Annotated in this window: 24 protein-coding genes (1 of these 24 running past the window's edge); 13 read left to right on the forward strand and 11 right to left on the reverse strand. The window is 40.0% G+C overall.

The window, feature by feature from the left end:
* Positions 1 to 5 precede the first annotated feature (5 nt).
* Positions 6 to 626, forward strand: a complete 621-nt coding sequence (locus BHF69_RS13090) for an orotidine 5'-phosphate decarboxylase / HUMPS family protein (protein ID WP_075672362.1) — start codon at positions 6 to 8, stop codon at positions 624 to 626.
* Positions 623 to 1,165 (forward strand): 6-phospho-3-hexuloisomerase, encoded by a 543-nt coding sequence (hxlB, locus tag BHF69_RS13095; protein ID WP_075672364.1) that lies wholly within the window; start codon positions 623 to 625, stop codon positions 1,163 to 1,165. The genes BHF69_RS13090 and hxlB overlap by 4 nt, the downstream gene beginning before the upstream one ends.
* 46 nt (positions 1,166 to 1,211) lie before the next feature.
* On the opposite strand, the gene BHF69_RS13100 is transcribed toward hxlB, so the two are convergent.
* The 3 genes from BHF69_RS13100 to BHF69_RS13110 form a co-directional block, all read right to left on the reverse strand.
* Entirely contained in the window at positions 1,212 to 2,717 is a 1,506-nt protein-coding gene (locus BHF69_RS13100) for an IS1182 family transposase (RefSeq protein WP_075669054.1), read from the reverse strand.
* Positions 2,718 to 2,857: 140 nt separating this feature from the next.
* Positions 2,858 to 4,516: a phosphoenolpyruvate carboxykinase (ATP) gene (locus tag BHF69_RS13105; protein WP_075672366.1), complete on the reverse strand. Its 1,659-nt coding sequence runs from the start codon at positions 4,514 to 4,516 to the stop codon at positions 2,858 to 2,860.
* 145 nt (positions 4,517 to 4,661) lie between these two features.
* On the reverse strand, positions 4,662 to 6,410 hold the full coding sequence (locus BHF69_RS13110) for a DUF885 domain-containing protein (protein ID WP_075672368.1): 1,749 nt from the start codon (positions 6,408 to 6,410) through the stop codon (positions 4,662 to 4,664).
* 205 nt (positions 6,411 to 6,615) lie between these two features.
* On the opposite strand from BHF69_RS13110, the gene metG reads away from it, so the two are divergent.
* From metG to BHF69_RS13125, 3 genes are all read left to right on the forward strand, one after another.
* Positions 6,616 to 8,565, forward strand: coding sequence for a methionine--tRNA ligase (gene metG / locus BHF69_RS13115; RefSeq protein WP_075672370.1), 1,950 nt, complete (start codon positions 6,616 to 6,618; stop codon positions 8,563 to 8,565).
* Between the two features lie 236 nt (positions 8,566 to 8,801).
* Positions 8,802 to 9,239: a MarR family winged helix-turn-helix transcriptional regulator gene (locus BHF69_RS13120; protein ID WP_075672372.1), complete on the forward strand. Its 438-nt coding sequence runs from the start codon at positions 8,802 to 8,804 to the stop codon at positions 9,237 to 9,239.
* Positions 9,236 to 9,769 carry a ferredoxin domain-containing protein gene (locus BHF69_RS13125; protein ID WP_075672374.1) on the forward strand — a complete coding sequence of 178 codons (534 nt, stop codon included), beginning with the start codon at positions 9,236 to 9,238 and terminating at the stop codon, positions 9,767 to 9,769. Before BHF69_RS13120 ends, BHF69_RS13125 begins: the two co-directional genes overlap by 4 nt.
* A gap of 94 nt (positions 9,770 to 9,863) precedes the next feature.
* On the opposite strand, the gene BHF69_RS13130 is transcribed toward BHF69_RS13125, so the two are convergent.
* Genes BHF69_RS13130 through BHF69_RS13140 form a run of 3 tightly spaced genes read right to left on the reverse strand, consistent with a single transcriptional unit; the run spans position 9,864 to position 11,724 of the window.
* Positions 9,864 to 10,385 (reverse strand): nitroreductase, encoded by a 522-nt coding sequence (locus BHF69_RS13130; RefSeq protein ID WP_075672376.1) that lies wholly within the window; start codon positions 10,383 to 10,385, stop codon positions 9,864 to 9,866.
* Positions 10,386 to 10,404: 19 nt separating this feature from the next.
* Positions 10,405 to 11,469 carry an undecaprenyldiphospho-muramoylpentapeptide beta-N-acetylglucosaminyltransferase gene (locus tag BHF69_RS13135; protein WP_075672378.1) on the reverse strand — a complete coding sequence of 355 codons (1,065 nt, stop codon included), beginning with the start codon at positions 11,467 to 11,469 and terminating at the stop codon, positions 10,405 to 10,407.
* A gap of 9 nt (positions 11,470 to 11,478) precedes the next feature.
* Positions 11,479 to 11,724: a TIGR03905 family TSCPD domain-containing protein gene (locus BHF69_RS13140; protein ID WP_075672380.1), complete on the reverse strand. Its 246-nt coding sequence runs from the start codon at positions 11,722 to 11,724 to the stop codon at positions 11,479 to 11,481.
* Between the two features lie 213 nt (positions 11,725 to 11,937).
* On the opposite strand from BHF69_RS13140, the gene BHF69_RS13145 reads away from it, so the two are divergent.
* From BHF69_RS13145 to BHF69_RS13160, 4 genes are all read left to right on the forward strand, one after another.
* Positions 11,938 to 12,636 (forward strand): 5'-methylthioadenosine/adenosylhomocysteine nucleosidase, encoded by a 699-nt coding sequence (locus BHF69_RS13145; protein ID WP_075672382.1) that lies wholly within the window; start codon positions 11,938 to 11,940, stop codon positions 12,634 to 12,636.
* A gap of 125 nt (positions 12,637 to 12,761) precedes the next feature.
* The gene (locus tag BHF69_RS13150) at positions 12,762 to 13,370 is read left to right on the forward strand and encodes a hypothetical protein (RefSeq protein ID WP_075672384.1); all 609 of its coding nucleotides are present in this window, start codon (positions 12,762 to 12,764) and stop codon (positions 13,368 to 13,370) included.
* Positions 13,370 to 14,239 (forward strand): polysaccharide deacetylase family protein, encoded by an 870-nt coding sequence (locus tag BHF69_RS13155; protein WP_083651352.1) that lies wholly within the window; start codon positions 13,370 to 13,372, stop codon positions 14,237 to 14,239. Before BHF69_RS13150 ends, BHF69_RS13155 begins: the two co-directional genes overlap by 1 nt.
* 116 nt (positions 14,240 to 14,355) lie before the next feature.
* The gene (locus tag BHF69_RS13160) at positions 14,356 to 14,868 is read left to right on the forward strand and encodes a deoxyuridine 5'-triphosphate nucleotidohydrolase (protein WP_075672388.1); all 513 of its coding nucleotides are present in this window, start codon (positions 14,356 to 14,358) and stop codon (positions 14,866 to 14,868) included.
* Between the two features lie 707 nt (positions 14,869 to 15,575).
* On the opposite strand, the gene BHF69_RS13165 is transcribed toward BHF69_RS13160, so the two are convergent.
* From BHF69_RS13165 to BHF69_RS13180, 4 genes are all read right to left on the reverse strand, one after another.
* A complete protein-coding gene (locus BHF69_RS13165) occupies positions 15,576 to 16,139 on the reverse strand; it encodes a hypothetical protein (RefSeq protein WP_075672390.1) in 564 nt (187 codons plus the stop codon).
* A 59-nt stretch (positions 16,140 to 16,198) separates the two neighbouring features.
* Positions 16,199 to 16,867, reverse strand: coding sequence for a DUF4367 domain-containing protein (locus BHF69_RS13170; RefSeq protein ID WP_075672392.1), 669 nt, complete (start codon positions 16,865 to 16,867; stop codon positions 16,199 to 16,201).
* The gene (locus BHF69_RS13175; RefSeq protein WP_075672394.1) at positions 16,848 to 17,420 is read right to left on the reverse strand and encodes an RNA polymerase sigma factor; all 573 of its coding nucleotides are present in this window, start codon (positions 17,418 to 17,420) and stop codon (positions 16,848 to 16,850) included. Before BHF69_RS13175 ends, BHF69_RS13170 begins: the two co-directional genes overlap by 20 nt.
* 96 nt (positions 17,421 to 17,516) lie before the next feature.
* Positions 17,517 to 17,786 carry a hypothetical protein gene (locus BHF69_RS13180; RefSeq protein ID WP_075672410.1) on the reverse strand — a complete coding sequence of 90 codons (270 nt, stop codon included), beginning with the start codon at positions 17,784 to 17,786 and terminating at the stop codon, positions 17,517 to 17,519.
* Positions 17,787 to 17,934: 148 nt separating this feature from the next.
* On the opposite strand from BHF69_RS13180, the gene BHF69_RS13185 reads away from it, so the two are divergent.
* On the forward strand, positions 17,935 to 18,456 hold the full coding sequence (locus tag BHF69_RS13185) for a transcription repressor NadR (protein ID WP_075672396.1): 522 nt from the start codon (positions 17,935 to 17,937) through the stop codon (positions 18,454 to 18,456).
* Complete coding sequence (locus tag BHF69_RS13190) at positions 18,453 to 19,514, forward strand: PTS transporter subunit IIC (protein ID WP_075672398.1); 1,062 nt, start codon at positions 18,453 to 18,455, stop codon at positions 19,512 to 19,514. Before BHF69_RS13185 ends, BHF69_RS13190 begins: the two co-directional genes overlap by 4 nt.
* Here the strand turns inward: BHF69_RS13190 and yyaC are convergent.
* A complete protein-coding gene (gene yyaC, locus BHF69_RS13195) occupies positions 19,511 to 20,053 on the reverse strand; it encodes a spore protease YyaC (RefSeq protein ID WP_242946164.1) in 543 nt (180 codons plus the stop codon). The genes BHF69_RS13190 and yyaC overlap by 4 nt on opposite strands.
* 177 nt (positions 20,054 to 20,230) lie before the next feature.
* Here yyaC and BHF69_RS13200 point away from each other — a divergent pair, with 177 nt between their 5' ends.
* Together BHF69_RS13200 and BHF69_RS13205 are read left to right on the forward strand one after the other, a co-directional pair.
* Positions 20,231 to 21,277: a LysM peptidoglycan-binding domain-containing protein gene (locus BHF69_RS13200; protein ID WP_075672402.1), complete on the forward strand. Its 1,047-nt coding sequence runs from the start codon at positions 20,231 to 20,233 to the stop codon at positions 21,275 to 21,277.
* 75 nt (positions 21,278 to 21,352) lie between these two features.
* Positions 21,353 to 22,294 carry the 5' portion of a DUF5711 family protein gene (locus BHF69_RS13205; protein WP_075672404.1) on the forward strand. Its footprint extends 234 nt past the window's final position, so only the first 942 of its 1,176 coding nucleotides appear in the window; it begins with the start codon at positions 21,353 to 21,355; the stop codon falls past the right edge of the window.

Genomic DNA, 22,294 nt, shown 5'->3' on the forward strand with positions numbered 1-22,294 from the left:
GTATTATGAAATTACAAACAGCCATTGATCGGGTTTCCTTTGACCAAGCAGAAGAAATGGTCAGAATTTTTGCAGGAAAAACGGATATTATTGAAATCGGAACATCACTGATCAAGGATTATGGATTGCTTTCTTTAAAAGAATTCAACAATTATAAAAAGGATACGCTTCTTCTGGCAGATTTAAAAACATGTGATGAAGGGGTCTATGAGTTTCAACAGGGATATGAACAGGGATTTGATATTTTAACAGTCATGGGAAATTCATCCAGAGAAACATTAGAGAAGTGTTACCACGTAAGCGAATCTTACCAAAAGACAATGCTTATTGATCTACTAGAATGTTCGGAAGAAAAAATTGAGGAAATCGCAGATTTTGAAAATGCGGTATATTGTCTCCATACATCCGTGGATAAAAGTGGTGTATCAGATCCAGTAGAAGAAATTCGTAGATTTAAAAAGAGATTTCCTCAGGTTAGACGAATTTCCATAGCAGGTGGAGTTACATTGGAGGCTTGTAAAGAAATTAAAAAAGAAAAGATTGAATGGGTGATCGTAGGATCTGCTATTACAAAGACCAATGATATGGAGAGAGTATTAGAACGGTTTAAGGAGGAACTACAATGAGATTGATTGATGAGATTATGAATGAAATCAAAGATGTTATGGATAAACTGGACGAAAGTCAGCTGGAAAAGGCAATGGATTTATTGAGTAAAGATAATGCTATATTTGTAGATGGGGAAGGAAGAAGTGGGTTTCAGGCAAGGGGATTTGCCATGCGTCTTATGCACATCGGATATCAGCCGTATGTCATGGGAGAGACCATTACACCGGCATTAAAACAGAATCAGGTGTATGTGGCGATTTCCGGATCTGGTAAGACCAAAAATACAGTCAGCAATACAGCTGCGGCTAAAAAGCTGGGATTAAAAGTAATCGCAGTGACCAGCAAGGAAGAATCAGAGCTGGCAAAGTTGGCAGATTGTGTGATTAAAGTGCCGGGAAGGGTAAAAGGTGATCAGGGAAATACGTCCATACAATTATTAAGCTCTCTGTTTGATCAGTCTGTGCATATCGTATTGGACGAGTTATGTCTCATGCTAAGCCGAAGAGATCATGTATCGGATGAGATGGCAGCTGGAAATCATGTCAATGTAGAATAAACAAAATAAAAATGATAAAAAAGCTACAGTACGAAAGACTGTAGCTTCAGACTGTAGACAAAGTTTGTGCTGGAGATAATCTCCAGCACCACTTTTCTTTGAAAAATGACTTTTCTTTTAATAACCGCCAAATATTATGGATGGTTGAGATTCTTTCTTCCCTTTTGGCCAGTATCCTGGCCAGTTTTTTCAGGTTCATACATGCAAAAGTAAGCCCCGCTTTCATCTCCATCCGGGCTTTTCCTATGTATTGTGTATAACGAAATCCATGCTGCTCTTTGGCTGTTCCGAAAATCCTCTCGATTGTCTCCTTTCTTAAGTCATATATCTGTTTATTGCCAAGTGTATGCCTGATGTCCTCTGCTTTCTCCATATATTCTTCCCACACATGGCGGGTGATCACTTTTATATGTTCTTTGCTTTCCGTACATCTATGAAGATTTGGACAACTGGCACATATTTCTCCGCAGCTTACGTATTCCCTATAACCCTCCCTGTTTGTCGTATGATAGGATAATATATGGTTTTCCGGACATATATAGCAGTCATAATACTCATCATATACATACTCATATTTTCGGAAAAAACCTTCCTTTGTCATTGGCCTTTTGTATGGGAACAGCGGCTCGATACCATCTTCTAACAACTCATGGGCGATTGCTGGTGTACGATAACCGGCATCTGCTATGATCATAGCCGGTGAATAGATCTTTATCTTGTCATAAAGTGTTTTGAATGTCCGGCTGTCATGTTCATTCCCCGGATGAATGCTGTATCCCAGGATCCAGCCATGTTTATCACAAGCTGTTTCCACTGCATAGGCAAAAACATGTTTATGCTCGCCTTTACGAAACCAGCCGCTTTCCGGATCACTGATACTGCATTTCTGCGTTTTAATTCCTTCTGGAATTTCTTCTTCCTTTGTATTATCACCGCTCCCGCTGCCGGATGGGGGATCATTTTTGTCTTTTTCTTTCAAAGGCTTTTTCCCATGCGCTTCACGATCCCTGGATATTTCCTTCTGTAGTTTCTCTTCATACCAAAGGGCCTGTTCCTGTGCAACTCTTTTTCGCATTTTTTTGCTGTTTGCACATGCTTTCACATGAGTGGAATCCACAAAGATCTGATCGGTGTCCACCAGTTTAAATTTCATGCAGTCTTCCAATATTTTTGCAAAGATCTGCTCAAAAAGATCTGTGTCCTTAAAACGGCGTGTATAGTTTTTTCCAAAGGTTGAAAAATGTGGTACCGGATCCATCATGTCTAATCCAAGGAACCATCTGTAAGCAACGTTTACTTCAATCTCCTTGATAGTCTGTCTCATACTTTTAATTCCATAAAGGTATTGAATAAAAGGAATTTTGATCAGCATAACAGGATCCATGCTGGGTCTTCCATTATCAGAACAGTATTTTTCTTCTACAAGATCATAGATAAAAGTCCAGTCGATGGCTTTATCAATCAAACGCAGCATATGGTTTTGAGGAACCATGTCATCCATACAGAACATCATCATCTGTTCCCTTTTTTTGTCTGCATTTTTTGTCATCATAAAAAACACCGCCTTTCTGATATTTCAATTATATCAGAAAAACGGTCGTAAACATAGAAAAGCCCGGCTTTCGCCGGGACTTTGTCTACAGTCTGAAGCTACAGTACGAAAGACTGTAGCTTTTTGGTATTTATAGCATATTATGCTTCTAATTCTCTAAGAATCTTTTCCAATGCTTCTAATGCATCAGCAGGAAGTTTATCAAATCCACCTTTTTTCTTGCTTCTTTCTTTTACGAAAGTAACACGATCCTGCATTCTTGCTTTCAATGTTTCTACATATTCTGGATCGTCGAAATCAGGAATGAATCCATCCCATTCTAATACTTCAATATCAGAGATTGGACCGAAAGGCTTGAAGTTTGCTTTTCCTTCGATTACCTGTTCGATAACCCCTAAAGTATCTTTTGGTTTTATATCTTTGCCCATGAATTCGCCAGTATTTAAAATATAGCAGTCTACATTACGTTCTTCTACCAGCTTTTTGAATTTTTCATAGTCATTAGCCAGTGGATATGTACGGAATGGGTTTGCATATGGTTCTACAACTAATTTATTAGGGTCAACACCAGGAGCAAGACGTTCTGCACTGGAACGTTTTGTTGCAAGAGTAGCCCCCATAACAGATGCCAGAGAGGCACCATTTAATTTTACCAATGGTGGAATGGTTGGGTCTTTCATGATCCAGAAGATGCCGTTTACTGGAGCATTGATGCGGTCTACGCGGTTTGGAGACCATAATTTGGATTTGATGGCACGTCCATTACCATTACGGATATCTTCTGTAACCAGAACGACTTTACCTTCAGAATCGATGGTTGCAGAGCAGTTCTGAGCAGTCAGAAGGAATTTATTATCTTCACATCCTGTTGGATAGTCTGCTGTCTTATCGAAGTAAGTTGGTTCCATAGCGATGGAAGATGCTGTATCTGTGTTGATGATAAAAGCATCATCATGCAGTACGGTTACAGGATATTTGCCATCATGCTTTGCATGAGTGATGGTAGATTTACCAGATCCTGATAAACCAAATACAGAAGCTACATAGGAGCTTCCATCAGGAAGTGTATATTCTTTCTGTCCACCGTGGCAGGAAGCATAGCCATTTCGGTTTGCAATTGCCCAACCGATGGTCAGAGTTCCTTTTTTATGTTCTCCGAAGTACTTCATTCCCAATAAAGCAGCACAGTTTGTATCTGTGTTGAAGTAGGTCAGTCCCAGAGGATGCTCTGGATGAGACCACTGAGGATTAGAGAAGATGTAGATATCTGGTTCATTTGCAATCGGACGGGATTCCTTATACATTTTGGAATATCCAGAAGAGAAATACTGGAAGTTTAACATCCAGGAGTATAAGATGTTCTCTTCTCCTTCCGGAATCAGAAGATGAGCCTTTACCATGAATTCAGGGTCAAGTCCGATGATAACTTCAGCATGGTATAATGTCTTCCAACGGGTATCATAGACAGCATCCATTAATTTCTTATCCAGATCATCTGTGTCTACACCATTGGCACCGGCAATACGTCTTGCAGCAGCACAACGGCCAGTTACAGAACCGTCATTGAATAGTAATACCTTTGCATCTTTTTCCAGACCAAATTCTTCTCCTTTGTAAACAGGCATATCGGTTACGATAGTACCTGGAGAGTTCTTTGCTAAATTATAAGCCTGTTTTAAAGAAGTTACTTTCTGAACATTGTTTCCATAAAAAGCGGCTTCAATGATAGAACGTGTTTTTGAAAAACCGATCTTACCAGCGCCGATTTCGTCATGAGTATAATTTGCTTTTGTTGACATAATTGTTCCTCCTAGTTCACATCTATATATCAGATTGTATTTCTTGAATGAATAATAAACTTTATAAAACTTCATAACCATATTTGAAAAACTACTCCAATATTATAGTGTATTTTGGCAAATGTGTCAATTCGGATGCTGAGTTTCAATCTTGGTTTGTGGGAAAGTTTGTAAAATAAGAAAAATCACAGGGACCATTTGTGAGAAAGCTACAATAAAAATCCTCATAATTGTTTGTTTCTTTGGCTATATTGTCGTAATGTTGCTTTGTTGACAATATTTCTAAAAAACCAATATAGTAAGATAAGTAATTACCGGGTTCGGCCAGAATACTGTCAAAGATATCTTCCGATACTTCTTCTTTTTCCAATCCCAGATGGGATAAAAATTTAGTGACATTTCTTTTGTTCCATCCTTCATAATGTACACCAAGGTCAATGCGAGATGGAATTGCCAGATTTAAGATATGATTAATCTGAAAAAGTCGGGCAATAATAGCACTATCCTTCCCATAGTCTAAAAATGTATAACTAAGATTTTCTGCATAGGTGGCCCATCCTTCCACATAACCGTTATAATCGCAGAGTGTGTGAATGGGATGGTCCAGATGGCTATAAAAATATGTGATCTGGTACAAATGACCAGGATAACCTTCGTGGGCCAGGACACTGTAAGGAGACGTAAGGGAGGAAAGGGAAAATTGATTTAAATAAATGGTATTATCGTGAAAGGAATCGATGGAAGGAATCATGTAAAATGCGGGGCTCACGTAAGCTTCCAGACAGCTTGGTACAGTTTTTACCTGAAAGGATACGTTTGCAGGAGTAGGAAAATCTTTTGAAAGATGATTGCGCAGCCAGCTTAGTATGTCTTTTTCAGTAGACGGTACAAGCTCTGAAAGGTCTGTATCTAAAAAGCGGTCATAGGAAGCTGGATGGAGATATAGGATTTCTTCCAGTTCGTCATAGCAGTCGGAGATATTGTCTTCGGTCATTTGGATCATCTGAGCAGGACTACGATCGGAGCCGGTGAGGGCAGCAGTCAGAGCTGCATAGTATTCTTTTCCTCTATCATAATAGCAGAGCCCAAGATCATTGGTTCCGGTCCCCTTTAACGAAAGAAGATTTTGCATCAGTGTACGGTAGGCTGGCAGAACGGTATGGAGAATGAGGGATTGGTTTCTTGCAGCATATGATTTTTTCTGCTTTGGGCTGAGGGAAAGGGAGGATATCCGTTCATCAAAGGTGGTAATAAGAGGCGTTTTTTCTTTTTCCTTTAAGAAGGCATTCATCTGAGAGATAATCTGATCCAAAATACGATCACAGACAAATAATCCTTGGGCAGATTTTTTCTCTTCCTGCTCAAAAAGCTGGTGGAAGTAATCGGGAATCTGTTCAAGCAGGGCAAAATAGGTCAGAATATCCTCTTCGGTCCGGAGTGGATATTCACATAAGGTCACAGGAAGCTGGGCCTGGAGACCGGTAGTCGGAGAAAAAACTGTTTGATAGAGAGGAAACTGGGCCAGATTCTTTTGTCTCGTCAGGTAATCTTCTAATATGTGATAAAGTTTTTTCTGTTTTCTATTCAGGGATGAAGAGGAAAAAGAATGAAGCTTTTTTAATTCGTTTTCGTAGTCATCAGCATCAGAAAAGTAGGAGCCGGACAGGCTGGGAGCGGAGGCATGAATGCCGTATTTTTCTGGAGCAGATAAGCGATAGTGAAGAGTAATGCTGTCTGCGCTTACCCAATCTTCAAAGAGTTGGTCCAGATAGCCGGTAAAATCCTTTTGAACACCAGAAGTAGGTTCCTTTGCCCCGAAGAGAAAGGATACGACGGTCATAGAACCAATGCTGATAAACAGAATAAAGAAAAAACAAAATAAATGTCGCTTCATAATTAAAGAACCTCGATCATATTCTTTTTAGAAAAGTCTTTCTACAAATAACTATGAAAAGAAGGAAAAAAGTATGTGGAAATCTTTTGGAAAGGAGGGATTGGTCCATTGACGATTAATCGTGCAATGTACTATAATAAAGGATACGATAAGCCATAGGTGCTTAGAATAATTGCCTATGAAAAGAGAAAGACGGAGGAAAATGATGAGTAAAAAACCGTATTATATGACGACAGCGATTGCATATACATCTGGGAAGCCTCATATTGGAAATACCTATGAGATCGTTTTGGCAGATAGTATTGCAAGATTTAAAAGATTAGAAGGATATGATGTGTTCTTTCAGACAGGTACGGATGAACATGGACAGAAGATCGAGTTAAAAGCAGAGGATGCAGGAATTTCTCCAAAGGAATTTGTGGATAATGTATCTGGTGAGATCAAGAGAATCTGGGATTTGATGAATACTTCCTATGATAAATTTATTCGTACAACAGATGAGTATCATGAAAAGCAGGTTCAAAAGATTTTTAAGAAATTATATGAAAAAGGGGATATCTATAAAGGATATTATGAAGGACTTTATTGTACTCCTTGTGAATCCTTCTTTACAGAATCTCAGTTAGTAGATGGCAAGTGTCCTGACTGTGGACGTGAAGTACAGCCAGCTAAGGAAGAAGCTTATTTCTTAAAATTAAGTAAGTATGCAGATCGTTTGATCGAACACATTAATACCCATCCGGAATTCATTCAGCCAGAATCCCGTAAGAACGAGATGATGAATAACTTCCTGCTTCCAGGACTGCAGGATTTATGTGTATCCAGAACTTCTTTCAAATGGGGAATTCCTGTTGATTTTGATGAAGGACATATCGTATATGTATGGCTGGATGCGTTGACCAACTATATTACTGGTATTGGATATGATGCTGATCATGAAGACGGATCTGAACAGTTTAACAAGTTCTGGCCGGCAGACTTGCATCTGATCGGAAAAGATATTATCCGTTTCCATACCATCTACTGGCCAATTATCTTAATGGCATTGGATCTGCCTCTTCCAAAACAGGTATTTGGACATCCATGGTTGTTACAGGGAGATGGCAAGATGAGCAAATCCAAAGGTAATGTATTATACGCAGATGATTTGGTTGATTTCTTTGGTGTAGATGCTGTACGTTACTTCGTACTTCATGAGATGCCATTTGAAAATGATGGAGTGATTTCCTGGGAATTAATGGTAGAGCGTATGAACTCTGATCTTGCCAATACACTTGGAAATCTGGTAAATCGTACTATTTCCATGTCTAATAAATATTTTGATGGAATCGTAGAAGATAAAGGTGTGGAAGAAGAGGTAGATGCAGACTTAAAAGCAGTCGTAACTGGTACAAAAGCCAAAGTAGTGAAAAAGATGGCAGATTTAAGAGTTGCAGATGCGATGACAGAAATCTTTACGTTATTTAAACGATGCAATAAATATATCGATGAGACAATGCCTTGGGCTCTGGCAAAGGACGAAAGCAAGAAGGATCGTCTGGCAACTGTTCTTTATAACCTGGTAGAAGGAATCTGCACAGGTGCAGCACTGTTAGAACCATTTATGCCAGAGACAACCGAAAAGATTCTGGCTCAGTTAAATGCAAAGAAGAAGACATTTGAAGAACTGGATACATTTGGCTCCTATGTGAATGGAACAAAGGTAACAGAAAAACCAGAAATCTTATTCGCACGTCTGGATGTAAAAGAAGTGATGAAGGAAGTAGAAGAGCTTCAGAAGAAACAGAAGTTAGAGGCAGAAGGCCCATTCATCGACATAGAACCAAAACCAGAGGTTACCTTCGATGACTTTATGAAGATGCAGTTCCAGGTTGGAGAGATCATTGCTTGTGAAGAAGTGAAGAAATCCAAAAAGCTTCTTTGCTCTCAGGTAAAGATTGGATCTCAGGTAAAACAGATCGTATCTGGAATTAAGGCACATTATACACCAGAAGAGATGGTAGGCAAGAAGGTAATGGTGCTTGTCAACTTAAAACCAGCCAAGTTAGCAGGAGTATTATCTGAAGGAATGATTCTTTGTGCAGAAAACGAAAAGGGTGAATTAGCCATCGTTGGACCAGAGAAGGATATGCCTCCAGGAGCAGAAATCTGCTAGAATATATAGGATTATAAAAATAGGAGTTTCGCATAAAAAGTGAGATTGGATGGATGTTACTTTTGGGGCGAGGCTCCTTTTTTATGGAATAGGATATTTCTTTTTCTATTCCATAAAAACACTGCGTGAGGATCGCATTGCGGCGGATAGGAAGGCTATGAAAGCAGTATTCATTTGAATTGACAGATGTGAAAAAATAATTTAAAATGGTGTATATACAACAAAAGGAGGTAAGCATGAAACCAAAAGATCTGCCTTGTATTTGTATCAGACTCAGGAGAAGCAGTCAGGCCCTTACAGCTTTGTATAATCAGGCTCTGGAAGCCAATGGATTGACTATTTCCCAGTATCAGTTGATGGAGAAGATTACAAAGAATCCTGGGTGCAGTACCAGCCAGATTGCCAATGAGGTACATCTGGAAAGGTCAACTCTTGCGAGAAATCTGTCTAGGCTTGCGGCAGAAGGGATGATCATGGATGCTTCACTTAAGGGAAAACGAAACAGTCAGTGGCATTTGACCCAGCAGGGAAAGGATGCATTGGAGCAGGCACAGGAAGGCTGGCAAAGGGCACAAACAAGAGTATATGAGGAGATAGGGGAAGAAAAAATGGAGACATTTCTGGAGGTTATGTCACAGCTACAAAACATTGGAGAACAGGAGGAAGTCAAATGATTTACAAAAGTGCAGAAATAGAAGCAAAAGCAGCAGTGGAGATTGGAATGCACATGTGTGCAGCAGCCAGAACAGCACCAAAGGCCAGAGGAATCGATTACATTGAGACCATGGTTTTATCAGGGGAAGAAAAGGATCAGCTGGCTGCAAAGCTTAAGGAGATGGGAGAGCAGCAGAACATTGCTTTTTATGTCCGGGATGCAGGAAATCTTCTTCAAGCTCAGGCACTGGTATTGATTGGTGTGAAAGAAGGAAAACGTGGTTTGGGAGAGGGATGTGGTTATTGCCATTTTGGAAGCTGTGAGGGATGCAGTAAAGCAGGAGGAACTTGTGTCTTTGACAGTATGGATCTTGGGATTGCCATTGGATCAGCAGTATCTGTAGGGGCAGATTTGCGGGCAGATACCCGTGTGATGTATTCCATTGGAAAAGCAGCCATTGCGATGGATCTGTTTGAGGGAAAAGCACAGGTAGTCATGGGAATTCCAGTGTCCATCAGTGGAAAATCACCATTCTTTGATCGGAAGTAAGGTTTCTCTCTTCGAAAGGATATATGCGGAATATTAGAACAACCTGATGTCTGGATAGATTCAGACATCAGGTTGTTCTTACGTTCTGGCACCCTTATTCTACATAAAAAACATAGGAATCTTTTCTAGGAGCAGCTTCTGGTTCTTCTCCGTCTATATATCCTAAGACACAATGTCCGATTCCTTCATAATCACCTTCAATACCCAGGGATTTTAGGAGTTCTTTTCCTTCTTCGGATTCAAATTCTTCTTTTGCACGGTGAATCCAGCAGCTTCCAATGCCACAAGCATGGGCTGCGTTCATAAGATTGCCCATGACAAGACTTCCATCATAGGTATAAGTTGGGCGTTCTTTGTTCGCTAAAACGATGAGTACCACAGGTGCTCCATAAAATGGATCAGAATCGGTTCCCATGATTTTGGCATTCATGGCAGAAAGTTTATCTCGAAGTTCTTTATTGGTTACCGCAATAATAATTGGAGACTGCTTTCCCATTCCAGTAGCAGCATAAGTACCAGCTTTCAGAATGGTATCCAGTGTTTCTTTTGGAATCATATCAGATTTATATTTACGAATACTTCTTCTGGTAATCATATTGTTGATAATTGTTTCCATTTCATTATTACCTCCATATTTATTTTACTAATTCGTCGATCAATCCCATAATAGTTGCAATCGGATCAGCCAGTTTGCTTTGTTCCATTGCGTGTACATAATCTGCTCGTTTTTCATATACAGTATTTACTGCATTTAACAGGCTTTCTTCCGTAACATCTTCTTCCTGAAGCACAAAGCTGTAGCCCTGCTTTTCGAAGGAAGCAGCATTTAAGATCTGGTCTCCACGACTTGCCTGTGCGGAAAGAGGAATTAAGATATTTGGTTTTCTTAAGGCCAGAATCTCGCAGATGGCATTGGCACCAGCACGGGAAATCATAAGATCCGCACATGCAAATAAGTCCCTCAGCTCATCTTTAATGTATTCAAACTGTACATAGCCAGAAGTGCCCTCTAAGGATTTGTCCAGATTGCCATTTCCACATAAATGAACAATTTGGAATTTTTTTAATAAAGTATCCAGTTCTCCTCTGACTGCATTGTTGATGGCTACAGAGCCTAAGCTTCCGCCCATGATCAGAAGAACTGGTTTTGTATGGTCAAACCCACAGAACTGTAATCCCTTTTCTTTATCTCCCTGGAACAACTCTTCACGGATTGGAGATCCGGTGAGAACAGCCTTTCCTTCTGGAAGGTGCTTTAAGGTTTCCGGGAAGTTACAGCAGACTTTAGAAGCACTTGGAAGGCTTAGCTTGTTAGCCAGACCTGGAGTCATATCGGATTCATGGATAATGACAGGAATGCCTTTATGTTTTGCAGCTAAAACGACAGGAACTGTAACAAAACCGCCTTTGGAAAAGACGATGTCTGGTTTTAATTTACGCATGAAAGCTCTGGCTTCAAAATATCCCTTCATCACTTTAAATGGATCGGAAAAGTTTTTAAGATCAAAGTAGCGGCGCAGCTTACCAGAAGAAATCCCATAATAAGGAATGTTGATATCTTCGATCAGCTTGCGCTCCATTCCTTCGTAAGAGCCGATATAACGAATATCGAAGCCTTTTTTCTGCAGTGCAGGTACAAGAGCCATATTAGGGGTTACGTGTCCGGCAGTACCGCCACCGGTTAAAATAATTCGTTTCATAACTACCTCCTAATGCTCTTCCTGATAGCGTTTTAATGCAAGTGCCAGCTGATCAGGGCAGGAGGTACCGCGAAAACCACATTGAATGCCGGAAAGCTTGTCGATTACTTCATTGACTGGAAGTCCTTTTGCCAGTGCAGCTACTCCCTGCGTATTTCCCTGGCATCCGCCAATAAATGTAATATCTTTTAAAATTCCGTCTTCTACTTCAAATTCAATAGAACGGGCACAGGTCCCTTTTGTCTTATAAATCATAGAGAATCGTCCTTTCTTGTATACAATCATTTGGTGTGAAGCAAAAAGGTTCTTTTATGAATCCTGCTTCAACGGACATTATAGCATAGATTTTAGAAATAAAAACAGCGAATTGGGGATTTCATGATTTTTTATCACCAGCTGGAAGCTTTTCGCTTCCTATGCTATACTGAAGAAGGTTAAATATGAGTGATAAAACACAGGAGGAAATGTATGGAATATATTGGAATTATCGGTGCGATGCCTGAAGAGGTAGAGCAGCTGATCGGGCAGATGACAGATAGCGAAAAAAAGACAATGGCCGGTATGGATTTTTATAACGGAAGCTTATGGGGAAAGAAAGCCGTGGTTGTAAAAAGTGGCATCGGCAAGGTGAATATGGCGGCCTGTACACAGATTCTGGCAAGCATCTATGGCGTGGATGCACTGATCAACACCGGTGTGGCAGGTGGACTTTATGGTCCGATCAATATTGGAGACATTGTCATATCTTCGGATACGCTGCAACATGATATGGATGCTACCGGATTTGGATATGATCTGGGAGTGATTCCGCAGATGGAGCAGTCTGTTTTCTATGGTGACCAGAACTTGATCGCCAAGGCGAAGGAGGCATGTGAAGAGGTCAATCCGGAGATTTCCGTATATGTAGGACGGGTATTGAGCGGTGATCAGTTTATCAGCTCTGATGAGAAGAAAAATGATCTGATTCAGCAGTTTCAAGGATACTGTGCCGAGATGGAAGGAGCGGCGATGGCCCAGGTGGCATATTTGAATCAGATTCCTTTTGTAGTCATCCGTGCTATTTCTGATAAGGCAGATCACAGTGCGACAATGAATTACAATGAATTTGAAGAACAGGCAATTATACACACAGTTCGACTGTTAAAGGCGATGTTTGCAAAATTATAATCCACATTTGACGAACGAATTTTAATGAGAAACAACTCTCTTCTTTTTATAATGAAAGTATCTCAGGCCAGAGAAATTTCTAAGACGCATTGGAAGCGTTATGTAATAAAGAAGGGAGTTTTTTTATGTTACAGAAAATCATGGAACAGTCATTTTGGGCATTTGCCCTGGAAGCAGCAGTGTTGATCGGAGTTCTGTCAAAGATAGGTATTCTCATACATTATAACAGGCTGATTGGCGAGTCAGAACAGATGGAGAGAGTACATACCAGGTGGCTAAAGTCATTGAAAAAAAGATTTGATGGATATGGGCAGTTAAACTTTCGGGTGGAAAACCCGGAAAACTTTGTGGATAAATACATGGAAATGGACCGCATTTGTGGATTAAAAAGCAGAGTGTTTTGTAAAATTCCATTGGTATGTGCTTTGATCATAGGACTGGCAGCGTGTCAGGGAAAAGAAGACTGGATCTTTGGAACAGGAATGAACCTGATGATGGTATTTTTCATCATGGAGCTTTTGATTGATTCGAAAGCCGCCGTCCCTCTTGTCAGAACGAATCTGTTGTTATCCATCGAAAAGGGAATGATAAATAAGAAGAAGGCGGCAGTAGGAAAGCCGATGCGTCAGAGAAGAAGGATGGAAGAAGAGGCAGCGGTGTCCAGAGAGGAAAAGCTGTCTCAGGAGGAAATAGAGGTGTTTGGACAGATCTTGAAGGAATGGTGGGAATTTTAATGAAAAAAAGAACCTGGCTGATCATGGTACTGGCAATCTGTCTGACTGGGTGCGGGCATACAAAAGAGATGGAAGTGCAGCAGGAAGAAACCTCTTTGCAGGAGGAGAAGACGACGGAAAAGGTACCGGCAACAGCCAATGATTCTGTAGATTTATCAACACTATCCAATCAGAAGCAGTCCTGGTGGCTCAAACGCATGGAGAATCATGAGCAATCACAGGCACAGCAGGAAATCAATCTGTCAAAATACGATGCTTATTACGTGGATACCAAAAACAAGAAAAAGAAGGTGATCTATCTGACCTTTGATTGTGGATATGAAAATGGATATACGGAATCAATTCTGGATACGTTAAAAAAACATAAGGCCTGTGCCATGTTTTTTGTGACCCAGACTTATATCAGGGATAATGTGGATTTGGTAAAGCGTATGAAGAAAGAGGGGCATCTGGTAGGAAATCACACAGTCAAGCATCAGAGCATGCCCGAGCTTTCGCAGCGGGACATTAAGGAGGAGCTGATTACCTGTGCGGATTATTGCAAAGAAGCGACAGGATATGAGATGGACCGCTTTGTTCGTCCGCCTATGGGAGAATACAGTGAACGGACCCTTCAGATTTGTAAAGATCTTGGCTATAAGACGATTTTCTGGAGTATGGCATATATGGATTATGATGTGAATAAGCAGCCGGGAGCGGACTACGTCATTGACCATTTTAAAAAGTATTATCACAATGGTGCCATTCCACTTATGCACAATGTATCCAGCTCTAATGCTGAAGCATTGGATACCGTATTGACCAATTTGGAAAACGAAGGATTTACCTTTGGCAATCTCAACAATCTTGGTAAGATTAACGTTGAATAAATATCAAAGGTCTGATAAAATATGACTGTAAAAGAGCCAGAAGAGGGAAAACAGGCAAAATCACCAGCGAAAGGCCTGTAAGAAAAATAGAAGGACAGAAGAAGAGGAAATAACAGATGAAGAGAATTGCACAGTTTCATAAAGTAAGCTTTGAGCAGTTTTATGAAGGATGGACCGATTGTTTTGGCACTTCTTTCGAAGAAGAAGTCAGACGAGTGTATGAATTTATCGAGCTGCCAAAGAGAGCAACCAAAGGCTCAGCAGGCTATGATTTCTTTAGTCCGTTGAGTTTCAAACTGAAACCAGGTGAGACTATTAAGATTCCAACCGGTATCCGGGTGTGGATGGAAGATAACTGGGTGTTAAAGTGTTATCCAAGAAGCGGACTGGGATTTAAATATCGACTCCAGTTGAATAATACAGTAGGGATTATCGATAGTGATTATTATGATTCTGACAATGAAGGTCATATTTTTGTAAAGCTGACCAATGATTCGAATGAAGGAAAAGTGGTTTCCATTGATGCCGGTATGGGGATGATGCAGGGGATTTTTGTAGAATATGGAATTACTCTGGATGATGAAGCAGATGCCGTTCGCAATGGAGGATTTGGCAGTACAACACAATAGAGAATGTAAAGGTTAAGGAAGCACTGTTCATCGGTGCTTCCTTTTGTATTACCGATTGGATAATAGAAAACAGCCACCCGCGGTATGAGGACGAGTGACTGCTTCCCTGTACGATATTAATACATATAGTAATTCGCAAGCCTTTTATTACTGGAATTGAATGTTTCGTTGCGGCTCCGAAAAAAGTGAAGAGAAATACATGTAAAAGATCGTTCTGTAACCTCTCAAAGTCAGATAAATCTGCAATTGGATAGTCTTGAAATCATCATTTATTTCTTTTATCAAGATGTTGCATCCGTATCCAACTTGAAAAGCACAACATGCTCCTTCAAATTCAAAAATGAACAATCAAAAGACCCTGAACTCCTATCAATTGTCGGCTTTATTGTTGTTTTTCAAATATTTTATCCATGGTTTGTTATTTGGTGATTTAGTTGGTATATATGTTTGTGTATGGATAAAACCCATGAAAGAAAATGTATACAGAATTCTTTTGTCTTTTTTCTCTTCATATAATAAATCCATGATAAGAGAAGAATATTAGAAAAAATTTTAAAAAATTTTTCAAAGGTTTTTTGCATAAAAAGAATCGATTCTACGCCTTCCATAAGAAAAGCTGCAGTCATGAAAGACCACAGCTTTTGGTTAGAGAACAAAATTATTGTGATTAATTGAATAGTTACATCATTGTTTGTAATCCAAATGGATTAGTTATAAGTTCTGGTACAGTTTAACGTATCTGTTTCGATTACCTTACCACTGGAATTGTAAATAGTAATGGTGTTGCGGGTACGATACTTGTAGCCCTTGGTTACGTAATAGGAACCAGAGTTCATAGCACCAGTACTGCTAGAAGTTTTTGTTTTTGTATAAAGTGTTTTCCAAGTACCACTGCGATAGCTTTGCAGTTTAGTGACTATTTTCATGGAATATGAAGTACTTCGAGTAGTTACAGTGGTAGCAAAAACCGCCTTTCCGCCTGTCTTAAAGTCCAAACTCATACCAACTGTAGAAATGGCATTCCATCGTAAGTAAGGGCTTGGATTTAAATCTTCATATGTTACTATTTCTTCTGTTCCGTCGTCATATTCTCTTGTCCATACAGTATCATCTATAGTAGTATCGCTTGGTTCTGAAAAGTCAATAGTAGTTGTTGTGTTATCATCTTCAAAATCTTCTGGAGTTGTATCGTCGGCAGATACTGTTACACTAAATAATAATACAAATGTTAGTAAGAGACAGAGACATCTTTTTAAATACTTTCTTTTCATTTTTTTCTCCCTTTTGTTCTCTACTAATTAAATTCATTGGGAAATAAAAATATTATAAATTAATTAATAGATTGAACGATTTTATAGCATTCATGTTTTTCAAGGTTACTGGTAAATGTAAAAATATAATTGTTGTAATACCATAAAAAGTCGTGATTCATATTTATATAGTATGTCCTATTCAAATATTTAATTTTTTTATAATTCTGAGTATCCATATATTGATCAAAGTCATCTTTTAATATTGTGATATTGAAAAATAATTTATTATTTTTATAAACAAAAAGTTTTTGTTCTAAATTTTCATCATACTCACTATCCACCAACTCAAATCCCTCCGGCACATAATCCGGCAGATATTTCTGGAACTCATCCTCTTCTTCCAGCTCTGTAATCTTTACCTTTGACTTCTCTCCATCCTGACTCGGCTTAAAGAAGAAATTATAGATCGGTTCCTTCCATGCGGTGACACGGCTGATGGAAATCATGCCGATGAGAAAGAACAGAGCAACGGCAGCAGCAATTTTTGGAAGTGTTCGGCGACGGCGTCTTCGAGACAGCTTCTTGTATTCAGACTGGAACATGGCATCCATAGAGTCTGTGAACGATTTCGATGGTTCCACTGCATCGTCAAAGGAGATTTCATCCAAGTCGTATAGCTCATCCATAGAATCCGTTAACAGGTCATCTAAAATCTTATCCTCAAAGTTATCTGTCTGCTTCATCATGAAATCCCTCCTTTATGAGTATCTGCTTTAGCTTTTTGCGGATGTAATAGCATTTTTGAATGGCTGTATTTTCTGAAATACCAAGAAAATCACCAATTTCACGAAATTTATATCCATGGTAGTAGTGCAGATATAGTATGGATGCATAGTCATCTGGTAGTTGTTTCATTGCCTCGCGAACGATCGTTCTTTCTAAGTATAAGAACTCTGGATTAGTGGAGGATTCAATTGGAGGTAAGGATAGATCGTTCATGATCTGATCAACATCAGCTATCTGGGAGAGCTTCTGTTCCTTCTTTTTCAATTTGTAAGCTTCATGTTTCATGATGGAGTAAAGGAAGCGGAAGGCTACCTTATCGTCGTAAGTGGCAAAGTCATGTCCGTATTTGATGACGCGTTCAAAAGTGGTCTGAACAATGTCTTCTGCAATCTGTTGATTTTTAAAATAGTGTTTTTGTACTTCTGCGACCAGAATTTTACCGTATTTGCGGTAGGCAGTTTCGATTTTCCGGATACGCAATAATTCATCTTTGTCTTTATCCTTTGTGAACAAAAAAATATCCCTCTTTTCTATAAGTTTTGTTGGCCTCAAGGCGTATTCATGTAATATTATAGAAAAAGAGAGATTTCAATTATACTATGATTGTGGTTAATCTTCTTCAATTATCTGTATTTCAAGGTAATCGAAATCAATGGATTCGATAAAGTTATCACTGGTAAATCTGGTTTTGCTGTGGTAAAGAAAATCCATTTTCGTAGATTCTAACCACATCGGCTTTTCTAAATCAAATTCATAACAGATATCTTCCAAAGAAGCATATACTTTTTGCGTTCGTGTCATAGTTGTATCTTCATATGTGATGACAGTATCCTTTATAAGGCGATTCTGCTTAAATAGTTTACCCCACATTCGGAACATAAGGAGTCCTCTCTTTCCACCATTCATGATTCTCATCATTTTATTCTTTAATTTCAGTATATCTGCTTTTTGGACGGTTGTAAAGAAAGGAATCTGTGATATAATGAGGTGACATGTTAACAGACAAGACAAAAGAAAGGCAATAGATATGACAGGAGAGGAAAGGAGAAGGCAGCTGATAAAGGAGCTTGAGATATCAGCCAAACCGATGCCAGGAGCAGTGCTGGCTAGGAAAATGGGAGTGAGCAGACAAGTGATCGTACAGGATATGGCACTTCTTAGGGCTTCTGATAAGAATATTATCAGCACTACCAGGGGCTATCTTCTATATAAAGAGGATAAGAGCAAAGTAAAGAGAGTATTTGAGGTGGCGCATAACAGAGATCAGATCTGCGATGAACTATATGCCATTGTAGATAATGGTGGAAGGATGCTGGATGTATCGGTAACGCATAACGTATATGGCAGTATTACTGCGGATCTGATCATCCAGAATCGAAGAGATGCGGATGAATTTATTAGGAAGATTGAAGAGCAGAAGACGGAGCCGCTGTTTGCATTGACCAACGGAAATCATATCCATACGGTTGAAGCAGAAAGTGAGGAGACACTGCAGAGAATCGAACATGCATTAAGAGAAAAAGGATTTTTAGTGGAGGAAGATAAATGATAAAGAAATGGTTAAATCGGGTATTTATTGATGGATTATCCGGAATGGCGATGGGGCTTTTTGCCACGCTGATCGTGGGCACCATCATCAGTCAGATTGGAACGATTGTAGGAGGCGAGACTGGAAATTATCTGGTCATGATGTCATCTGTGGCAAAAGTGCTTACAGGAGCTGGAATTGGTGTGGGCGTGGCACATAAATATGGAGAATCTCCATTGGTCACGGTATCTGCAGCCAGTGCAGGTATGATCGGAGCATTTGCCAGTAAGCTTTTGGCTGGTGAGGTGATTGTGGAAGGAGCTCTGCATCTGACAGGAGCAGGTGAACCGCTGGGAGCATTTATTGCAGCTTATGTAGGGATTGAGCTGGGACATCTGGTATCTGGAAAGACCAAGCTGGATATTTTGGTTACTCCTATGGTAACCATTTTACTGGGCGGCATGGTAGGCTTGTTCGTAGGACCTCCGATTTCACAGTTTATGGCCCAGTTAGGTGCCATGATTCAATGGGGAACGGAGCAGCAGCCATTTTTAATGGGAATCATTGTGTCCGTATTGATGGGGATGATCTTAACTTTGCCGATCAGTTCTGCAGCTTTAGGTGTAGTATTAAATTTATCCGGAATTGCAGCAGGAGCAGCTGCCGTAGGCTGTAGCACACAGATGGTAGGATTTGCAGTAGCAAGCTTTAAAGAGAATAAGTTTGGAGGACTTGTGGCTCAGGGAATTGGTACATCCATGCTTCAGGTTCCCAATATTGTGAGAAAACCACTGATCTGGGTTCCGCCTACATTGGCCAGCGCCATTTTGGGACCAGTTTCTACGATTGTATTAAAGATGACCAACAATGCCATTGGATCTGGAATGGGAACAGCGGGTCTGGTTGGACAGATCATGGGCTATCAGACCATGGTTGGAGAAGGACTGGCATCCAAGGTTGTACTTATCGAAATCATAGTGATGCATGTGATCGCACCAGCCATTTTAACCTATGTGATCGCAGAATTTATGAGAAGAAAAGGTCTGATTAAGGATGGAGATATGAAGCTTGATCTTTAAATAGAAAAAACCTTTTCAATCCCGTTTGCAATAAAAGTTGCCAGATGGACCACCTGGTGAAGGCGTGTGCTCTGGATGATGGAATAGTTTTCTTCTCCAAAACAGTCTACAATGCCGGTAATGGCAATCTGGCCGAAGGAAGGCAGGGATTTGTTCACACCTTTTCCCGGATGAAGGGCATGATTGGACAGGGTCACATATCCCACATGTCCGGGGGTGCCGAGGCAGGCATCGATAACGATAATATAAGGAGAGGGAATCCCATCCTGAATATTGGTCAGGGTTTCCGTTAAATTAGCGGCATGAACGGGATGAGAAAGATTACCAAAAATAAAAGGAAGCCGGGAGGACAGCTGTTGTTCTAGATAGTGTCCTACCAGAGGACCAAGACAGTCACCGGTAGCCCGGTCTGTACCGATACAGACCAGGACTAAGGTTTGGCTGTCTTTTTTTGTTTTTTTTATAAAACGGAGCAGCTGTTGGGAAAAATCATTTAAAGCGGATGCCTGATCCGGATGAAAGTATAGGGTCTTTTTCATTAGAATACCTCCACAAATCATTGATACGTCATTAGTATTTACGTAAGAGGAAATTTTAAACAGAAAAAATGTCGTAAAAATCAGATAAAATTTATAAGTTCCTCGACGGAATTTGGCAAAGGCTCCAAAAGGATTATGATATGCTCCTCATAAGAATAGAAAAGGGGTGGAAAATCAGTGAAATTGCCAAAAAACTTTCGTCAGATTGGTGAAGCAGCAGGACTGACTAAAATTTATATAGAAGATTATGTAATGACATATTTATCTGCAATTACAAAAGACAGTAGGACTTATGTACGGGGAGCCATTTTATTTGGGGAGATCCAGAGGGAGGACAGCTTTACTTATGTATTTGTCAAAGGGGCCATGGAGGCCCAGAATATAGAGCTGGATCTGGATGAAACGGTATTTGATGATGAAGTGTGGAAGAAGATCTATGATACGAAAGAGCAGTATTTTGGACAGGCCCAGGTAGTGGGGTGGTATTTGTGCAGGATGGGAATGTCCGTCCGGTTAAATGACAAGATCAAGAAAACCCATTTTGAGAATTTTCCTGGAGATGGGAAGATTTTATATGTGAGAGATCCTCTGGAGGAAGAGGAGGCCATGTATGCGTATCGGGGGCAGGATCTACTGCGGCAAAATGGATATTATATTTATTATGTTAAGAATAAGGAAATGCAGGAATATCTGATTGATAAGCGGGAGGAAAATAAAGCAGCAGCATCTTATGAAAGGATGCTTGAGCAGAAGCGGGATGAAAGAATTGTGCGGCAGTCGCGGAAAAAGCTGTCCCAAAAGCGCAGAGGGGCCGGGCAGGTATTGGGAAAGGCCGTTGCTGCAGCGTTCCTTATGTTTTTTATGGGTGCATCGGCCACCTATCTTCTATTTGGAGGAGATATGATCTCTGATCAAACAGTTGCTGTCATTTCCAACAGGCTCCGACAGGTTGGAAAACGGACAGAGAAGGAAAATGAGTCTGTATCGGCGGTATTTACCTCTGATACCGCGGCAGAAGAGGAAAGTGGTACGGACGGAGAAAAGACCGAAGCCATGACTGGAAAAGATATATATACGGTACAAAGAGGGGATACTTTAACGAAGATCAGCAAGGCTGTTTTGGGTTCCAAAGATTATGTGGAACAGCTTATGGAGGAAAATAATTTGCAGGCAGGGGATTCCATATATCCAGGACAGGAATTGAAAATTCCAGTGATAAAATAGAAGCGTTGTGTTATAATAGGGTCACTTAATGAAGTAAATGGATTATGAATGTACCAATGCTAAAGGGGAATACAGATGGAAGAATTTTCAATTTATGTAAACAGCGCAGAGAAAATAGAGCGTGCCAGCAGACGTAAGAAGCTGTATTTTAGATACAGGATTTTACTGGCTGCAGTGATGATAGTAGTTCTGCTTTCTGCATTATGGGCTTATCAGTATAGAGAGTTTCAGACATATTCTAAAGTTGTGACGGTGTCAGACGAGGGGAGCACTAAGAAGAATATGGAGGTTTACAAGGATGGAATTGTAAAATACAATGAGAATCAGGTGGCCTATTATAACAGCAGTGGGAAGAAGATCTGGTCAAAAAAGTATTCAGTAAAAAATCCTGTGGTTAAGGTTTGTGGAGAGTATGTTATGATCATGGACAAGAATGGCAGCCAGGTGTATGTATTTAATGCAAAGGGAAAGAAGTATTCTTTTCAAACGGCATATTCTATTACCGATGCAGAAGTTGCAGAGCAGGGAGTCGTTGCAGTGGCACTTTCTTCCCAAAGTACCAATTATATCGAGATGTATAAGTTGTCTGGAGAGAAGCTGGTGAGTATTCAGACCAGCATTGACAAGAATGGATATCCATTGGATATTACCTTATCACCGGATGGCACCATTTTGTGTGCCAGCTATTTTATTGTAGATGGAGTGACGACGAAGAATCGGCTGACTTTCTATGATTTTAGTGAGGATGGTGCCAAGACAGAAAATATATTGGGTGGATTTGATTATGAGGATACCATTGTGCCGACAGTCACATTTCTTGGAAAACATACGATCTGTGCGTTTGGAGATGACCGAATCTCCATTTATCAGATTGGAAGCAAGCCTTCTTTAAAGAAGGAGATTAAGGTCAATGCTACAATCAAGAGCATTGCTTATGATGAGAATCACTTTGCCATTGTCCGCGAACATGATGTGGATGAAACAGAGGGAAATTATACACTGGAGATTTTCAGTAAG

Source organism: Anaerostipes sp. 992a (genome assembly GCF_001940245.1).
GTDB lineage: Bacteria > Bacillota > Clostridia > Lachnospirales > Lachnospiraceae > Fimousia.

Excerpts from the sequence above, each read along its gene's own strand:
- BHF69_RS13105 (WP_075672366.1), bottom strand. The coding sequence starts at position 4,516 with ATGTCAACAAAAGCAAATTATACTCATGACGAAATCGGCGCTGGTAAG.
- BHF69_RS13170 (WP_075672392.1), bottom strand. The coding sequence starts at position 16,867 with ATGATGAAGCAGACAGATAACTTTGAGGATAAGATTTTAGATGACCTG.
- BHF69_RS13125 (WP_075672374.1), top strand. The coding sequence starts at position 9,236 with ATGATTTACAAAAGTGCAGAAATAGAAGCAAAAGCAGCAGTGGAGATT.
- metG (WP_075672370.1), top strand. The coding sequence starts at position 6,616 with ATGAGTAAAAAACCGTATTATATGACGACAGCGATTGCATATACATCT.
- BHF69_RS13160 (WP_075672388.1), top strand. The coding sequence starts at position 14,356 with ATGAAGAGAATTGCACAGTTTCATAAAGTAAGCTTTGAGCAGTTTTAT.
- BHF69_RS13190 (WP_075672398.1), top strand. The coding sequence starts at position 18,453 with ATGATAAAGAAATGGTTAAATCGGGTATTTATTGATGGATTATCCGGA.
- BHF69_RS13090 (WP_075672362.1), top strand. The coding sequence starts at position 6 with ATGAAATTACAAACAGCCATTGATCGGGTTTCCTTTGACCAAGCAGAA.
- BHF69_RS13145 (WP_075672382.1), top strand. The coding sequence starts at position 11,938 with ATGGAATATATTGGAATTATCGGTGCGATGCCTGAAGAGGTAGAGCAG.
- BHF69_RS13180 (WP_075672410.1), bottom strand. The coding sequence starts at position 17,786 with ATGTTCCGAATGTGGGGTAAACTATTTAAGCAGAATCGCCTTATAAAG.
- yyaC (WP_242946164.1), bottom strand. The coding sequence starts at position 20,053 with ATGAAAAAGACCCTATACTTTCATCCGGATCAGGCATCCGCTTTAAAT.
- BHF69_RS13150 (WP_075672384.1), top strand. The coding sequence starts at position 12,762 with ATGTTACAGAAAATCATGGAACAGTCATTTTGGGCATTTGCCCTGGAA.
- BHF69_RS13120 (WP_075672372.1), top strand. The coding sequence starts at position 8,802 with ATGAAACCAAAAGATCTGCCTTGTATTTGTATCAGACTCAGGAGAAGC.
- hxlB (WP_075672364.1), top strand. The coding sequence starts at position 623 with ATGAGATTGATTGATGAGATTATGAATGAAATCAAAGATGTTATGGAT.
- BHF69_RS13165 (WP_075672390.1), bottom strand. The coding sequence starts at position 16,139 with ATGAAAAGAAAGTATTTAAAAAGATGTCTCTGTCTCTTACTAACATTT.
- BHF69_RS13140 (WP_075672380.1), bottom strand. The coding sequence starts at position 11,724 with ATGATTTATAAGACAAAAGGGACCTGTGCCCGTTCTATTGAATTTGAA.
- BHF69_RS13185 (WP_075672396.1), top strand. The coding sequence starts at position 17,935 with ATGACAGGAGAGGAAAGGAGAAGGCAGCTGATAAAGGAGCTTGAGATA.
- BHF69_RS13110 (WP_075672368.1), bottom strand. The coding sequence starts at position 6,410 with ATGAAGCGACATTTATTTTGTTTTTTCTTTATTCTGTTTATCAGCATT.
- BHF69_RS13135 (WP_075672378.1), bottom strand. The coding sequence starts at position 11,469 with ATGAAACGAATTATTTTAACCGGTGGCGGTACTGCCGGACACGTAACC.
- BHF69_RS13100 (WP_075669054.1), bottom strand. The coding sequence starts at position 2,717 with ATGATGACAAAAAATGCAGACAAAAAAAGGGAACAGATGATGATGTTC.
- BHF69_RS13130 (WP_075672376.1), bottom strand. The coding sequence starts at position 10,385 with ATGGAAACAATTATCAACAATATGATTACCAGAAGAAGTATTCGTAAA.
- BHF69_RS13155 (WP_083651352.1), top strand. The coding sequence starts at position 13,370 with ATGAAAAAAAGAACCTGGCTGATCATGGTACTGGCAATCTGTCTGACT.